This is a genomic window from Pseudoponticoccus marisrubri, from assembly GCF_001482405.1.
GTDB lineage: Bacteria > Pseudomonadota > Alphaproteobacteria > Rhodobacterales > Rhodobacteraceae > Pseudoponticoccus > Pseudoponticoccus marisrubri.
On sequence record NZ_LPXO01000021.1, the window covers coordinates 33,140 to 47,981 of the forward strand.

A 14,842-nucleotide genomic window follows, 5' to 3' on the forward strand; every position below is an offset into this window, starting at 1 on the left:
TCCTTGTGAGGTTTTGAGCGGTTATGGGCACCGTGCCGCGCTTGTTCAAGAGGGCGCGATGTCCCGCCGCGGCACCCGGGTCAGTCGGCGGGCTTGCGCGCCAGCGGGTGATGCTCCAGCACGAGGCTTTTCAGGCGCTCGTCCAGCACATGGGTGTAGATCTCGGTCGTGGCCACGTCGGCATGGCCCAGCAGCGTCTGGATCGCGCGCAGATCGGCACCATTGGCCAGCAGGTGCGTGGCGAAGGCATGGCGCAGCGTGTGCGGCGTGACCTTTTCGGGCGAGACGCCGCCGGCCACCGCGATCTCCTTGATGAGCAGGTAGAAGGCATGACGGGTCAGGTGCCCGGCCTTGCCGCGCGAGGGAAACAGGAAGGGCGAGGGTTGCCGCCCCTTGGCCTGGGCGGCATTCTCCTGCGCGTCGCGCAGCGCCAGCCAGTCCGACAGCGCCTCGCGCGCCGGGGGCGAGAGCGGCACCATGCGCTCCTTGCCGCCCTTGCCGCGGATCAGCAGCATGCGCGGATCGCCCCGCGCCGCCGAGACCGGCAGCGAGACCAGCTCGCTCACCCGCATGCCGGTGGCGTAGAGCACCTGCATCAGGCAGGCATTGCGGCCGCGGTCGGTCGCGGTCCGGCCCTGCCGGCCGGCGGCGTCGAGCAGCCGGTCGACCTCTTCCACGCTCAGCGTCTTGGGCAGGCGCTTGTCGCGGCCCGGCCCGCTGATCTGCACCGCCGGGTTGTCCTCGCGCAGCCCTTCCTCGAAGGCGAAACGGTAGAGCTGCTTGATCGCCGAGAGGCGGCGCGCGCGGGTCGCGCGGCTGAGACCGGCGACGTCGCAATCCACGAGGTAGTCCTCGTAATCATGCCGGCCGGCGCTGGCGAAATCCTGCCCGCGGTCCCCCAGCCACTCCGAGACATGGGCCAAGTCACGCGCATAGGCGGCCAGCGTGTTGGCCGCGGCGCCCCGCTCGGCGGCGAGCGCGTCGAGGAACATCGGCACCCAGCGCGCGGGCGTCATCGCCGGGCCCTTTCGGCATCGAGGATCACCAGCTGCAGCGCCGCGCGGCGGGCCACGTCCTCGAGCCCGACGCCGCGCAGCGCGGCCAGCGCATCGGTCAGGTCCTGCCCGTTGCCCTCGGCCCCGCTGGAGAACAGCGCCATGGCGCGCAGGATGACCTCGCCCAGCCGCCCCTCGGCCAGCTGGTCGCGCAGCACCTCGGGCATGGGCGCGCCGTCGAAGGCGGCGGCCACCGCCTGCGCATGGGGCAGGGGCGCGCCGGGGGCGGGCGCCTGTCCCCGCGCGATCGCGGTCAGGAAGGCGGTCTCGGTCGCGCCCTCGGCGTCCAGCCCCAGCGCCAGCTCCTCGTAGCGGGGCGACAGGAAGGCGGCGCGGCGGGCCAGCGCGGCGCCGCGCCCCTCCAGCTCCAGCCCGGCCAAGTCGGCGGCGAAAAGCTCGGCAAAGGGCACCAGCAGCCGTCCGCTGGCCATCTGCGGCCAGAGCCGTACCAGGCTGCGCGAGACACCGGCGGGCAGGCCGCGCTCCAGCGCGTCCTCGAATCGCTGCAGCGCATCCACCCGGTCCCAGACCCCGCCCGAGGCGGCCGGCTCGCGCAGGGTGTAGATGCCCAGAAGCCGGTTGGCCGACAGGCTGCCCGCCCGGGCCAGCCGCTCGGCCGCCTCGATCTGGGCGCGCCAGCCATTGTCACCGGTCAGGTCCAGCACCGAGAAGGGCAGCGGCAGCGGGGCGGTGGGCAGCGGCTCTCCCAGCGCCTCGAACAGGCGGAATTCCAGCGGGCTGGGCCGCACCGGCGGCAGCAGCGGGCGCCCGGTCTCGTGCAGGTCCTGGTCGAGGAAACGCGCCAGCAGATCGGCGCGGCGGTCGGGCAGGTCGCCCAGCGTCTCGGCGCTTTGCAGGATCAGCGCGGCGCGCATCCAGTCGCCGCCGCGTGCCGTGCAAAAGACCCGCAGGCTGAAATCGTCCGACAGCCGCGGCCGCGCGGCCAGCTGCGCGCAGACCGGCTCGCTCCGGCCCAGCAGCAGGCTGAGATCGGCCCAGTGGCGGAACAGCCGCGGATCCTCGGTGCCGGCGATGTCCAGCAGGGCCAGCGCCTCTTCGACGGCGCCGTGATCGGTCAGCCAGTCCAGCCGGTTCACGAGGTGGTCGATCCCGTCGCCCGCGCGGCCCGGCGGGTCGGCCTCGGCCAGCATCAGCGTGCGCATCAGCCCGCGCAGCACCGGCACCGGTGGGTCCACCGCGCCGATCAGCGCATCCAGCGTCTGCGGATCCGAGCCGCGCCAGAGCGAGGCGGGCAGGCCGGTCGCGGCGGCGGGCAGCAGCCCGGCGGCACCGGGGCTGGGCGCGCCCAGCGGCGCGCTTTCCACCGCCGGTGGCACCGCCGAGCGGGCCACCGGTTCGTCCTGCGCCAGGGCAGAGCCGGCCATGGCGCAGAGGAGCAGTGCGATCCTAGCTTTCATCCAGCTCGACCGGCACCCGGATCTCGGTCTGGGGCGGGCTGAAATCGGCGCCGAAGAACGGACCGAGATAGGCATAGGCCACCAGCGCGATCGCCCCCAGCACCAGAAGATAGAACAGCCATTTGATGAGACGCCCCATGCTCTACGTTCCCTGCCTCGTCATTTTTTGAGTTTATACCTAGCCTTTTTGTCCGGTTCACGTCATTCACGCAACGAAATAAGCAATGGGCAAAGGATGGCCGAGACAGGCGCGCACAACCGATTGATCCTGCACAAGACCATCGTGTTCGTCGGCATGATGGGCGCGGGCAAGACCGCCGTGGGCCGCACGCTCGCGGGGCACTTGGGCGTGGTGTTCCGCGATTCGGACCACGAGATCGAAGAAGCGGCGAACATGACCATCGCCGAGATCTTTGCCCGCGACGGCGAACCCTTCTTCCGCCGCAAGGAACACCAGGTGATCGACCGGCTGCTGGACGGCACGCCGGGCATCCTGTCCACCGGGGGCGGCGCCTTCATGTCGCCCGACAACCGCCGGATCATGTCCGCCAAGGGGGTCTCGGTCTGGCTGGATGCCGATCTCGACCTGCTGTGGGAGCGGGTGCGCCACAAGTCGACACGCCCGCTGCTGCGCACCGCCGATCCCAAGGGCACGCTGCGCGACCTCTTCGAGGCGCGCGTGCCGGTCTATGCCGGGGCCGATGTCACCGTGAAATCCGAGAAGGGCCTGTCGCTGGATGCGATGGCGCGGCGCGTCACCGAGACGTTGCTGGCCGAGCGCCCGGACGTGCTGGAGAGACGCTCATGACCGATACCGTTGCCGTCCCGCTGCCCGGGCGCGCCTATGACGTGCGCATCGGAAGCGGCCTGCTGGAACGCGCCGGGGCCGAGATCGCGCCGCTGCTGCATCGGCCGCGCGTGGCCATCGTCACCGACGAGACCGTGGCCGACCGGCATCTGGCCACGCTCGAGGCGGCGCTGGCCGCGCAGGGCATCGACTCGGTCGCGCTGCGCCTGCCGCCGGGCGAGGCCACCAAGAGCTGGCAGCCTTTCGAGACCTGCGTGGAATGGCTGCTGGCCGAGCGGATCGAGCGGCGCGACGTGGTGATCGCGCTGGGCGGCGGGGTGATCGGCGACCTGGTGGGCTTCGCGGCGGCGGTGCTGCGCCGGGGCGTGCGCTTCGTGCAGATCCCGACCTCGCTTCTGGCGCAGGTCGACAGCTCGGTCGGGGGCAAGACCGGCATCAACGCGCCGCAGGGCAAGAACCTGATCGGCGCCTTCCACCAGCCGGCATTGGTGCTGGCCGATATCGGCGTGCTGGACACGCTGCCGCGGCGCGATTTCCTGGCCGGGTTCGGCGAGGTGGTGAAATACGGGCTGCTGGGCGACGCCGAGTTCTTTGCCTGGCTGGAGGACCATGCCGGGGACGTGGTGGCGGGCGATCCGGCCGCGCGCACCCATGCCGTGCGCCGTTCGGTCGAGATGAAGGCCGAGATCGTGCTGCGCGACGAGACCGAGCAGGGCGACCGCGCGCTGCTGAACCTCGGCCACACCTTCTGTCACGCGCTGGAGGCTGCGACCGGCTATTCCGACCGGCTGCTGCATGGCGAGGGCGTGGCGATCGGCTGCGCGCTGGCCTTTGAGCTGTCGGCGCGGCTGGGGCTCTGCCCGCAGGAGGAACCCTCGCGCGTGCGCGCCCTGCTGCGCGAGACCGGCATGCGCTGCGACCTGTCGGACATTCCCGGCGATCTGCCGCCGGCCGAGTCGCTGCTGGAGCTGATGGGCCAGGACAAGAAGGTGATCGATGGGCAGCTGCGCTTCATCCTGGCGCGCGGCATCGGGCAGGCCTTCGTGACCGCGGATGTGCCGGGCGACGCGGTGCTGGGCCTGCTGCGCGACCAGCTGCGCGGCTGAGCCGCGCCCACGGGTCGCGCGGCCCGCGGGCCTCAGGCCAGCAGGGCCACGGGATGTTCCAGCCCGTCCACGATCGCGGCCAGAAGCTCGGCCCCCAGCGCGCCGTCGATCACCCGGTGATCGACGCTCAGCGTCACCGACATGACCGTGGCCACGGCCAGCGCGCCCTCGGTATCCACCACCGGCTTCTTGACGCCCGCGCCCACGGCGAGGATTGCGCCATGGGGCGGGTTGATGACCGCGTCGAAATTCTCGATCCCGTACATGCCGAGATTGGAGATCGCCATGCTGCCGCCCTGGTACTCCTGCGGGGCGAGCTTGCGGTCGCGCGCGCGGGCGGCGAGATCCTTCATCTCGGAGGACAGCGCCGAAAGCGACTTCACATGCGCGTCGCGCAGCACCGGGGTGAAGAGCCCGCCCTCGACCGCCACGGCCACGGCCACGTCCGAGGGGGCCAGCTGCAGGATCCGGTCGCCGGCCCAGACGGCATTGGCCGCGGGCACCTGCTGCAGGGCGGCGGCGACGGCCTTGATGATGAAATCGTTCACGCTGAGCTTGATGCCGCGCGGGGCCAGCTGGGTGTTGAGCTCGGCGCGGAAGGACAGCAGCGCGTCCAGCCGGATGTCGCGGCGCAGGTAGAAATGCGGGATGGTCTGCTTGGCCTCGGTCAGCCGCGCGGCGATGGTCCGGCGCATGCCGTCGAGCGCGATCTCGGTGGTCTCGCGGTCGGCATAGAGCGCAGCCACGGCCTCGGCCGCGACGGGGGAGGCGGCGGCCGGTGCAGGGGCCGGTGCCGCGGGCGGCGCTGCGGCCGCCGCCGGGCTGTCCTGCGTGGCGGCCTCGACATCGGCCTTGACGATGCGTCCACGCGGGCCCGAGCCGGTGATCCGCGACAGGTCCAGCCCCTTCTGCGCGGCGATGCGCCGGGCCAGCGGCGAGGCGAAGATCCGCGCGCCATCCGACTGGACCGGGGCAGGGGGGGCGGTCTCCTCGCCGGCCCCTGCCGGGGCCACCTCCTCGGCCGCGGTTGCCGGGCGCTTTCGCGCCGTGCCAACGGGCGCGGCGTCGCCCGCGGGCAGATCCCCGGCCGTTTCGCCATCTTCGAGCAGCAGTGCGATCGGCGTGCCGACCTTGACCCCGCCGGTGCCCTCGGTCACGAGGATGCGCCCCAGGACACCTTCGTCGACCGCCTCGAACTCCATCGTGGCCTTGTCGGTCTCGATCTCGGCGATCACGTCGCCGGCGTTGACACTGTCGCCCTCCTTGAGCAGCCACCGGGCCAGCGTGCCGTCCTCCATCGTGGGCGACAGGGCGGGCATGAGGATTTCGACGGGCATCTTTCGGTCCTCCGGACAGGATGGCGGGGCGGGTGCGGCCGGGCCGGCACCGGCGAGAGTGAGACGGGCGGGCGCTCAGCCCGGGGGCGGGATCAGGTCGAGGATGTCATAGGGGCGGGGCGGTGTCCTGCCGCGGGCCAGCAGCGCCACGGCGCGGGCGATCCCGGCGCGATGCGCGGCGATCCATTCATAGGCCTCCTGGTGGCTGGGCCGGTCACCGGGGCGCAGCCCGCCCATCAGGCATTCGGGCACCCAGGCCTGACCGGACGCGGTCTGCACGCGATAGGCCTCGCGCGCGGGGTCGCGGCCCTGCACCTCGACGCGGTCAGGATCGGGCTGCGCGCTGGCCACGGGCCGCCTCCCTGCGCGGGTGCGGCCTGCAAACGATGAGGGCCCCGGCGCTCATCGGTAGCAGACCTTGTGGGCGGCTGCGACGACCTCGTCGGTGGTGACCAGCGCGAGTTTCTCGAGATTGGCGGCATAGGGCATGGGCACGTCCTTGCCGGTGCAGTTGATCACCGGCGCGTCCAGCCAGTCGAAGGCCTGTTGCATCAGCACCGCCGAGATATGGTTGCCGATGGCGCCGACGGGGAAGCCTTCCTCGATGGTGACGCAGCGATTGGTCTTCTGCACCGAGGCGATCACCGCGCCGGTATCCATCGGACGCAGCGTGCGCAGGTCGATCACCTCGGCCTCGATCCCGTCGGCGGCCAGCCGGTCGGCGGCCTCGAGCGCGTAGGTCATGCCGATGCCGAAGCTGACCAGCGTGACATCCGAGCCTTCGCGCCAGATCCGCGCCTTGCCGAAGGGCAGGGTGAAATCTTCCAGCTGCGGCACCTCGAAGCTGCGGCCGTAGAGGATCTCGTTCTCGAGGAAGATCACCGGGTTGGGGTCGCGGATCGCGGATTTGAGCAGCCCCTTGGCATCGGCGGCCGAGTAGGGCATCGCGACCTTGAGCCCGGGGATGTGGCTGTACCAGGCGGCGTAATCCTGGCTGTGCTGGGCGGCAACGCGGGCGGCCGCGCCGTTGGGGCCGCGGAACACGATGGGGCAGCCCATCTGCCCGCCGGACATGTAGAGCGTCTTGGCGGCCGAGTTCACGATCTGGTCGATCGCCTGCATGGCGAAGTTGAAGGTCATGAACTCGACAATGGGGCGCAGCCCGCCGAAGGCCGCGCCGACGCCGATCCCGGCAAAGCCGTGCTCGGTGATCGGCGTGTCGATCACGCGCCGCGCGCCGAATTCGTCCAGCAGGCCTTGGCTGATCTTGTAGGCGCCCTGGTACTCGGCCACCTCCTCGCCCATCAGGAAGACATCGTCGTCGCGGCGCATCTCTTCGGCCATGGCGTCGCGCAGCGCCTCGCGCACGGTCTGGGTGGCCATGCGCGTGCCCTCGGGCCAGTCGGGCGTGGGCCGCGCGGCGGCGGGCGCCGGGTCCGGCTCGGGATGCGCCTTGGCGGCGGCGGGCTGGCTTTCCGAGGTCAGAGTCTTGTCGGCCGGTGCCGGCTGCTGCGCCTGCGTGGTGTCGAGCGGCGCGGCGTCGACGCTCTCGCCCTCGTCGACCAGCACGGCGATGGGCGTGTTCACCGCCACGTTGGCGGTGCCCTCGGGCACGAGGATGCGGCCCAGCAGCCCCTCGTCGACGGCCTCGAACTCCATCGTCGCCTTGTCGGTCTCGATCTCGGCGATCACGTCGCCCGAGCGCACCGGCTGGCCCTCGGCCACCAGCCACTTGGCCAGCGTGCCCTCTTCCATGGTGGGCGACAGGGCGGGCATCAGGATCTGGGTTGCCATGGTGGGATCACCCCTCTGCACAGGTGGCGGCATAGGCCCGGAGCGCGTCGCGCGCGCCCCGGGCCACGTCGAAGCCGCGCTCGTAGACGATGAAGGCAAAGCCGGGCGAGGGCACGGTCGCCTCGCAGCCGGTCTGCGAGCAGCGCGCCGGCAGCGCTTCGGTGAAGACGCTGCGCACGGCGTCGTCGCCGGTCGAGATCGACATGTGCAGCGCGACCGGCGCGGCGCTGGGCAGCATGGCCGTGACCCGGTCCTCGCTCACCTCCGGGGCCCATTGCGCATAATCCAGCTGCGTGGCGTCGGCGGTGACGGTCAGGGTCAGCGGCACGCCCAGGTCGGGCGCGACGGCGCGGGTGATGAAGGTGACCCGGCAGCCATCGACCGAGGCATCGGCGGCGGGCACGGCGTCGCCGGTCAGGTCGCCGAAGGCCACTGCCTCGCGGAAGGGGGTGAAGCCCGGCGGTTCGTTCTCGAACCGGTCCTCCTGCCCAAGGGCCGGGCCGGCCAGAAGCGGCAGCGCGGCCAGCAGCAGGCGCGGCAGGCGGCTCATGCCCGGACCTCGAAGGGCGAGATCATGCCCACGATATTGCCCTCGCCATCCTCGACACAGGCGGCCCGGCCGACGCCGGGGTAATCGGTGGGCGGCAGCGCTTCGGCCCCGCCATTCGCCAGCGCCCAGGTATAGCGCTCGTCGCAATCGGCCACCTCGAAGGTCATGGTGCCGCCGCGCACCGGCGCGCCGGCCTCCGGCGCCGGGCCGATGCGGCGCATCAGGCCACCGGTCAGCCCGTCCTCGGCAAAGCCCGGCCCCTCGATCAGGTGATACTCCATCTCCTCGGCGCCGGGCATGGGCGCAAAGCGCCAGCCGAACAGCCCGCCATAGAAGGCACGGGCGCGGGCCACGTCATTGGCATGGATCTCGAAATGCGGCATGGCTCAGGCCTCGGCGTAGATGTCGGTCCAGAGCTCGTCGAGCGGCGGCTCGGGGCTCTCGCGCGAGAACTCGGCCGCGTCGTTGACGATGCCCTTGATCTCCTTGTCGATGGCCTTGAGCCCGTCCTCGGTCATGTGTTTGCCCTGCAGCAGCAACTCGCGCACGTGGTCGATCGGATCGCGCTCCTCGCGCATCTTCTGGACCTCTTCGCGGGTGCGGTACTTGGCCGGGTCGGACATGGAATGGCCGCGATAGCGGTAGGTCTTGACCTCGAGGATGTAGGGCCCCTTGCCGGCCCGGCAGTGCTTGATCGCCGTCGCGCCCGCATCGCGCACCGCCACCACGTCCATGCCGTCGACGATCTCGCCGGGGATGCCGAAGGCCTCGCCGCGGGTGTAGAGATCGGGGGTCGAGGTCGAACGCACCTGCGCGGTCCCCATGGCATACTGGTTGTTCTCGATCACGAAGACCACCGGCAGGTCCCAGAGCGCGGCCATGTTGAAGGTCTCGTAGACCTGGCCCTGGTTGGCCGCGCCGTCGCCGAAATAGGTGAATGTGACCCGGTCGGTGCCGCGATACTTGTCGGCAAAGGCCAGCCCCGCGCCCAGCGGCACGTTGGCGCCCACGATGCCGTGGCCGCCGTAGAAATCCTTCTCTTTCGAGAACATGTGCATCGAGCCGCCCTTGCCCTTGGAATAGCCGCCGATGCGGCCCGTCAGCTCGGCCATCACGCCCTTGGGGTCCATGCCGCAGGCCAGCATGTGGCCGTGGTCGCGATAGGTGGTGATGCGCTTGTCGCCCTCTTCGGCCACCGCTTCCAGCCCGACGACCACCGCCTCCTGTCCGATATAGAGATGGCAGAAGCCGCCGATCAGCCCCATGCCGTAGAGCTGGCCGGCCTTTTCCTCGAAGCGGCGGATCAGCAGCATGTCGCGATACCAGGCGGTCAGGTCCTCGCCCGAGACATTGGCCGGTTTGCGCGCTGCCATGGCGCCCCTCCCTGGGTCGTTTAGCGTTAAACGTCTTTCGGGAAAGCGTACCCCGGCGCGGCGCGTCGGTAAAGGGCGGGCAATGCGCGGCTCAGTTCACCACAATCTCGTCCGAGCGCACCATGCCCAGCACGTCGCGGGCCTGCTGGTCGAGCAGGTCGAGGTCGAGGAAATCATCCGACAGCCGGCGGGTCAGGTTCTCCATTCGGGCGACCTCGTCCTCGAGCCGGGACAGCTCTTCCGACAGGGCCTGGCCCTCGACCATGATCTCGGCGCGGCGGAACAGCCCGAAATCTCCCTGCACGGCGGCGAAGGTGAAATAGGCGGTCAGGGTGAGCGTCACGGTGAAGAACACCAGGACGCCGAGTGTCGGACGCGAGCTGCGCGAAGTCATGCTGTCATTGCCTCGATGCCGCGCCTCTTGATTGGGCGCGCGTCGTCAATCTGTCACAGGACCGGGCCCGGCTCCAAGCCGGCGAATCGCCCGCCCGGGCAAAGAATTTCACGGCGTTGCATTCCTGCCGAATCGCGCCATAACGGTGCGCAAGACCGCCGCCGCCGCCATCCCGGAGCCCGCGCCCATGCAGACCCGCCGCGCCCTGCACAGACCCGTCGCGCTGCTTGCGCTCTGCCTGCTGCTGGCGGCCTGCGCGGCGCGCGGCGCGCTGGACCTCGTGCCCGGTGCCACGGCGCCGGGAGCCGCGGTGCAGACCGTCTTCGTGGCCTCCAACCGCAAGCCGGCCGCGCAGGGCACGTTCGGGCTGTTCGACCAGGATTTCGGCGAGACGCGCGATGCGACGCTGCGCTTTGCCCGGGTCGACATCTCGATCCCGCCGGTGCACCGGGCCGGCGTGATCGAATGGCCGCATTCCGAGCCGCCCGATGCCGAAAACCATTTCGTGGCCCGCAAGGAAAAGCGCTATGACGGCGCGACCGGGTTCCTGCGCGATCTCGACCGCGCGGCGCCGCGCGGTGCGCAGGAGGTGCTGCTCTTCGTGCACGGTTTCAACGTCAACAATGCCGAGGCGGTCTACCGGCTGGCGCAGATCGCGCATGATTTCGACGCGCAGATCCCCGCCGTGGCCTATTCCTGGCCCTCGGCCGGCAGCCCGCGCGGCTATGCCTATGACCGCGACAGCGTGATCTTCTCGCGCGACGGGCTCGAGTCGCTGCTGACCGAGCTGACCGGGCAGGGGCGGCGCGTGCTGATCGTGGCGCATTCCATGGGCAGCCAGCTGGTGATGGAGGTGCTGCGCCAGATGTCGATCTCGGGACAGGGGCACATCCTGCGGCAGGTCTCGGGCGTGGCGCTGATCAGCCCCGATATCGACGAGGACGTGTTCCGCCGTCAGGCCAGCCGCATCGCGCCCTTCCCGCAGCCCTTCATGCTGATGGTGTCGTCGCGCGACCGGGCGCTGAACCTGTCGGCCTACCTGACCGGCAAGCCCTCGCGGCTGGGCTCGATCCGCGACCCCGAGCGGTTGTCGGACCTGCCGGTCGAGGTGATCGACCTCAGCAATATCCGGGGCGGCGACCGGTCGGGGCACAGCACCGCCTTCACCGCCCCCGCCGCGATCGAGATCCTGCGCGACCTGTCGACCGGCGGCTAGAGCCTTAGCCCAGGGCCGCCACGCCGGGCAGGGTCTTGCCTTCCATCCATTCCAGGAAGGCGCCGCCCGCGGTCGAAATATACGAGAAATCCGACGCCGCGCCGGCCTTGTTCAGCGCCGCCACCGTGTCGCCGCCGCCGGCGACCGAAACCAGCTTGCCCTCGGCGCTGCGCTGCGCGGCATAGGCGGCCGCGGCATTGGTGGCCGCATCGAAGGGTGCGATCTCGAAGGCGCCGAGCGGGCCGTTCCAGATCAGCGTCCGGGCGCGGGTGATGGCCTCCTTGACGGCCGCGACCGCCTGCGGCCCGGCATCGAGGATCATCGCGTCGGCGGGGCAGTCCGCGGCGGCCACCGTCTCGTTCGCGGCGCCTTCCTTGAACTCGCGCGCGACCACCACGTCGGCCGGCAGAAGAATTTCGCAGCCCGCTGCCTCGGCCTTCTTCAGGATCTCCTGCGCGGTGCCGGTCATGTCATGTTCGCAGAGGGACTTGCCCACGTCGATGCCCTGCGCGGCGAGGAAGGTGTTGGCCATGCCGCCGCCGATCACCAGCATGTTGACGCGGGTCACGAGGTTGCCCAGCAGGTCCAGCTTGGTCGAGACCTTGGCGCCGCCCACCACCGCCAGAACCGGGCGGTCGGGATTGCCGAGCGCGCTTTCCAGCGCCTGCAGCTCGGCCTGCATCAGCCGGCCCGCGCAGGCCGGCAGCAGCTGGGCCAGCGCCTCGGTCGAGGCATGGGCGCGGTGCGCGGCCGAGAAGGCGTCGTTGCAATAGACATCCCCCAGCGCCGCCATGCCGCGCGCCAGCTCGGGGTCGTTCTTTTCCTCGCCCTTGTGGAAGCGGGTGTTCTCCAGCAGCACGATCTGGCCCTCGGCCGCCGCCTCGATCGCGGCCGCGGCCGCCGGGCCGATGCAATCGGCGGCAAAGACCACCTGTGCGCCCAGCACGTCTTCCAGCGCGGGGATCAGCATCTGCAGGCTCATGTCGTCGCGCCGCTCGCCCTTGGGGCGGCCGAAATGCGCCAGCAGGATCGGCTTGCCGCCGCGGTCGAGAATGTCCTGCACGGTGGCCGCGATGCGTTCGATCCGCGTCGCGTCGGTGACCCGGCCGTCCTCCACGGGGACGTTGATATCGACCCGCGTGAGCACCCGCTTGCCGTCCAGATCCATCTCGTCGAGGGTTTTCCAGGCCATTTCACTCTCCCATGCCGTGGTCCTGCGTGGTCTGCCCGCTTCGCGCGGTGCCGTCAACGGCGACTTGGCATTGCGCGCCGCGCAGGCTAACTCTCTCGAAACGCATATGACACGGAGTGGACCATGGCCGAGATCAAGGATCCGGAGAACACCATCCTGATGGAACTGAAGGACGGCACCGTCACGATCGAGCTTCTGCCCGACGTGGCGCCCAAGCATGTCGAGCGCATGAAGACGCTGGCCCGCGCCGGGAAATATGACGGCGTGGTGTTCCACCGCGTGATCGACGGTTTCATGGCGCAGACCGGCGACGTGGCGCATGGCAATGCCGATAGCGACGGCTTCAACCTGCGCCGCGCGGGCACCGGCGGCTCTGACATGCCCGACCTGCCGGCCGAGTTTTCGAAGCTGCCGCATGACCGCGGCACGATCGGCGCGGCGCGCAGCCAGAACCCCAACTCGGCCAACTCGCAGTTCTTCATCAATTTCAAGGAGAACGGCTTTCTCAACGGGCAGTACACGGTCTATGGCCGCGTGATCTCGGGGATGGAGCATGTCGACGCGATCACCCGCGGCGAGCCGCCCGCCAATCCCGACAAGATGATCAGCGTCAAGGTGGCCGCCGATGCGTGAGCTGGCACTGGCCCTGACCCTGCTGGCCGCCCCCGCCGCGGCCAGCGAGATCGAGATCACCGTCGCCGGCGCCGATGGCGAGAAGGGCACCGTCACGGTCGACCTGCTGGAGGACGTGGCGCCGGCCCATGTGGACCGGATCACCACGCTGGCGCGCGAGGGCGCCTATGACGACGTGGTCTTTCACCGCGTGATCGACGGCTTCATGGCCCAGACCGGCGACGTGCAGTTTGGCAAGCTGGGCGGCAACATGCGCCGCGCCGGCACCGGCGGCTCGGACGGCCCGGACCTGGAGGCCGAGTTCTCGGACGAGCCCTTCGCGCGCGGCGTGGTGGGCATGGCCCGCTCGCGCAGCCCCGACAGCGCGAACTCGCAGTTCTTCATCATGTTCGCGCCTGCCCCGCATCTGAACGGCCAGTACACCGTGGTCGGACGGGTGACCGAGGGCATGGAGGTGGTCGACGCCATCAAGCGCGGCGAAGGCCCCAACGGCGCCGTTCTGGGCGAGCCCGACCGCATGGCCGCGGTCCGCGTGATCGAGGACGACACGGCCGAGACGCCGGCGGATTGAGCGCGCCGCGCCGGTCACGTCCCCGTCATGGGGGCTGTGCAGGGCGCGATTCGGCGGGCAAGCTTCTTCCACGTCATGTTGGGAGGAGCCTGTCCATGAGACCGTTCATCGCCATGCTTGCCGCGCTTGCCCTTGCGAGCGCGGCAGCTGCCACCCCGGAGCGCTGGAAATCCGAGTGGCCGCAGACCGATTTCCAGACCACCACGATCGAGGACTGGGGCGAGATCATCTCGGGCGGGCCGCCCAAGGACGGCATCCCCGCGCTCAGCGATCCGCAATTCCTGCAGGCCGGGCAGGAAAGCCGCATCGGCGGGACCGAGCCGGTCATCACGGTCGAGATCGAGGGCGCCACGCCGCGCGCCTACCCGATCCGCTACCTGACCTGGCACGAGATCGTCAACGACACGGTGGGCGGCGTGCCCGTAGCGGTGACCTTCTGCCCGCTCTGCAACTCGGCCCTGACCTTCGACCGGCGCGTGCAGGGACGGGTGCTGAGCTTCGGCGTCTCGGGCAAGCTGCGCAATTCCGACATGATCATGTATGACCGCGAGACCGAGAGCTGGTGGCAGCAGGCCGTGGGCGAGGGCATCGTGGGTGAGATGACAGGGGTGGAGCTGGACCTGCTGCCCAGCTGGATGGAAAGCTGGGACATGTTCCGCCAGCGCAACCCCGACGGGCTGGTCATGGCCGAGCCGTCCTGGAACCGCTCCTACGGGACCAACCCCTATCGCAACTATGACAGCTCGCGCCGGCCCTTCCTCTATTCGGGCGAGATGCCGCCCCACGGAATCCCGCCGCTGGTGCGTGTGGTGCGCGTGGGCGACCGCGCCTGGCCGATGACGCGGCTGGCCGACGAGACCGAGGTGACCGAGGCCGGCGTGACGATCCGCTGGGCGCCGGGACAGGCCTCGGCGCTGGATGCCGGCACAATCGCCCGGGGCCGCGACGTGGGCGCGGTGCGGGTGCGCGACGCCTCGGGCGCGGACCTGCCGCATGACGTGATGTTCGCCTTCGCCTTCCACGCCTTCTGGCCGGACGGCACATGGATGCTGGGACAATAGATCGGCGGGCGGTCGCGCGTGCCGGGCGGGGGCAGGGGGCGCTGATTGGCCTTTATTTGCATTCACCCAAGCCGGTGCTGGACTCTAGGGAGGCGTGCTGATGCCGGGATAAGTGCATTGCGTGGTGCGCGCACTCGCCGCCCAGCAAACCCTTGCATCTCTCAGCGCTACCGCTTTCTCGGGCGCATGGTGAAGCGTGTCCTCCTCCATAAGGGCGATTCGATCTACGACACTCTGAACTTATGCGGTGGACGCCCCCACCCAAAAGCATCTCGTATGCCATGATGGTTCCGTGGGAACCAAGTGGAGGGCACACCGATGACAACGAAGATCA

The 14,842-nt window shown here is 70.2% G+C and carries 17 protein-coding genes; 6 read left to right on the plus strand and 11 right to left on the minus strand.

Annotated elements, in window-relative coordinates; all coding sequences use genetic code 11:
- Window positions 1-80 precede the first annotated feature (80 nt).
- The 3 genes from AVJ23_RS20535 to AVJ23_RS23120 are packed head-to-tail and all read right to left on the minus strand — an operon-like array spanning window position 81 to window position 2,612.
- A complete protein-coding gene (locus AVJ23_RS20535) occupies window positions 81-1,016 on the minus strand; it encodes a tyrosine recombinase (RefSeq protein WP_058864108.1) in 936 nt (311 codons plus the stop codon).
- Window positions 1,013-2,440 (minus strand): hypothetical protein, encoded by a 1,428-nt coding sequence (locus AVJ23_RS20540; RefSeq protein WP_058864109.1) that lies wholly within the window; start codon window positions 2,438-2,440, stop codon window positions 1,013-1,015. The genes AVJ23_RS20535 and AVJ23_RS20540 overlap by 4 nt, the downstream gene beginning before the upstream one ends.
- 22 nt (window positions 2,441-2,462) lie before the next feature.
- A complete protein-coding gene (locus AVJ23_RS23120) occupies window positions 2,463-2,612 on the minus strand; it encodes a hypothetical protein (protein ID WP_169795958.1) in 150 nt (49 codons plus the stop codon).
- Window positions 2,613-2,708: 96 nt separating this feature from the next.
- On the opposite strand from AVJ23_RS23120, the gene AVJ23_RS20545 reads away from it, so the two are divergent.
- Both AVJ23_RS20545 and aroB read left to right on the plus strand, forming a co-directional pair.
- Complete coding sequence (locus tag AVJ23_RS20545; protein WP_058864110.1) at window positions 2,709-3,281, plus strand: shikimate kinase; 573 nt, start codon at window positions 2,709-2,711, stop codon at window positions 3,279-3,281.
- On the plus strand, window positions 3,278-4,387 hold the full coding sequence (gene aroB / locus AVJ23_RS20550; protein WP_058864111.1) for a 3-dehydroquinate synthase: 1,110 nt from the start codon (window positions 3,278-3,280) through the stop codon (window positions 4,385-4,387). The genes AVJ23_RS20545 and aroB overlap by 4 nt, the downstream gene beginning before the upstream one ends.
- Window positions 4,388-4,419: 32 nt before the next feature.
- Here the strand turns inward: aroB and AVJ23_RS20555 are convergent, their stop codons facing one another.
- The 7 genes from AVJ23_RS20555 to AVJ23_RS20585 form a co-directional block, all read right to left on the minus strand.
- Entirely contained in the window at window positions 4,420-5,724 is a 1,305-nt protein-coding gene (locus AVJ23_RS20555) for a pyruvate dehydrogenase complex dihydrolipoamide acetyltransferase (RefSeq protein ID WP_058864112.1), read from the minus strand.
- Between the two features lie 75 nt (window positions 5,725-5,799).
- On the minus strand, window positions 5,800-6,075 hold the full coding sequence (locus tag AVJ23_RS20560) for a hypothetical protein (RefSeq protein WP_058864113.1): 276 nt from the start codon (window positions 6,073-6,075) through the stop codon (window positions 5,800-5,802).
- Window positions 6,076-6,126: 51 nt separating this feature from the next.
- Window positions 6,127-7,518 carry a pyruvate dehydrogenase complex E1 component subunit beta gene (locus AVJ23_RS20565; protein WP_058864114.1) on the minus strand — a complete coding sequence of 464 codons (1,392 nt, stop codon included), beginning with the start codon at window positions 7,516-7,518 and terminating at the stop codon, window positions 6,127-6,129.
- A 7-nt stretch (window positions 7,519-7,525) separates the two neighbouring features.
- Window positions 7,526-8,068 (minus strand): hypothetical protein, encoded by a 543-nt coding sequence (locus tag AVJ23_RS20570; protein WP_058864115.1) that lies wholly within the window; start codon window positions 8,066-8,068, stop codon window positions 7,526-7,528.
- Window positions 8,065-8,451: a VOC family protein gene (locus tag AVJ23_RS20575; protein WP_058864116.1), complete on the minus strand. Its 387-nt coding sequence runs from the start codon at window positions 8,449-8,451 to the stop codon at window positions 8,065-8,067. Before AVJ23_RS20575 ends, AVJ23_RS20570 begins: the two co-directional genes overlap by 4 nt.
- A 3-nt stretch (window positions 8,452-8,454) precedes the next feature.
- The gene (gene pdhA / locus AVJ23_RS20580) at window positions 8,455-9,441 is read right to left on the minus strand and encodes a pyruvate dehydrogenase (acetyl-transferring) E1 component subunit alpha (protein WP_058864117.1); all 987 of its coding nucleotides are present in this window, start codon (window positions 9,439-9,441) and stop codon (window positions 8,455-8,457) included.
- Between the two features lie 91 nt (window positions 9,442-9,532).
- Window positions 9,533-9,835, minus strand: coding sequence for an FtsB family cell division protein (locus AVJ23_RS20585; protein WP_058864118.1), 303 nt, complete (start codon window positions 9,833-9,835; stop codon window positions 9,533-9,535).
- 187 nt (window positions 9,836-10,022) lie between these two features.
- On the opposite strand from AVJ23_RS20585, the gene AVJ23_RS20590 reads away from it, so the two are divergent.
- Window positions 10,023-11,051: an alpha/beta hydrolase gene (locus tag AVJ23_RS20590; protein WP_058864119.1), complete on the plus strand. Its 1,029-nt coding sequence runs from the start codon at window positions 10,023-10,025 to the stop codon at window positions 11,049-11,051.
- Between the two features lie 4 nt (window positions 11,052-11,055).
- Here the strand turns inward: AVJ23_RS20590 and AVJ23_RS20595 are convergent, their stop codons facing one another.
- Complete coding sequence (locus AVJ23_RS20595; RefSeq protein ID WP_058864120.1) at window positions 11,056-12,243, minus strand: phosphoglycerate kinase; 1,188 nt, start codon at window positions 12,241-12,243, stop codon at window positions 11,056-11,058.
- Between the two features lie 123 nt (window positions 12,244-12,366).
- Between AVJ23_RS20595 and AVJ23_RS20600 the strand changes: the two genes are divergently transcribed.
- The 3 genes from AVJ23_RS20600 to AVJ23_RS20610 all read left to right on the plus strand — a co-directional run bounded on the left by AVJ23_RS20600 (window position 12,367) and on the right by AVJ23_RS20610 (window position 14,508).
- Window positions 12,367-12,876: a peptidylprolyl isomerase gene (locus tag AVJ23_RS20600; RefSeq protein ID WP_058864121.1), complete on the plus strand. Its 510-nt coding sequence runs from the start codon at window positions 12,367-12,369 to the stop codon at window positions 12,874-12,876.
- Window positions 12,869-13,447 (plus strand): peptidylprolyl isomerase, encoded by a 579-nt coding sequence (locus AVJ23_RS20605; protein WP_058864122.1) that lies wholly within the window; start codon window positions 12,869-12,871, stop codon window positions 13,445-13,447. Before AVJ23_RS20600 ends, AVJ23_RS20605 begins: the two co-directional genes overlap by 8 nt.
- Before the next feature lie 95 nt (window positions 13,448-13,542).
- A complete protein-coding gene (locus AVJ23_RS20610; protein ID WP_058864123.1) occupies window positions 13,543-14,508 on the plus strand; it encodes a DUF3179 domain-containing protein in 966 nt (321 codons plus the stop codon).
- Window positions 14,509-14,842: the final 334 nt, after the last annotated feature.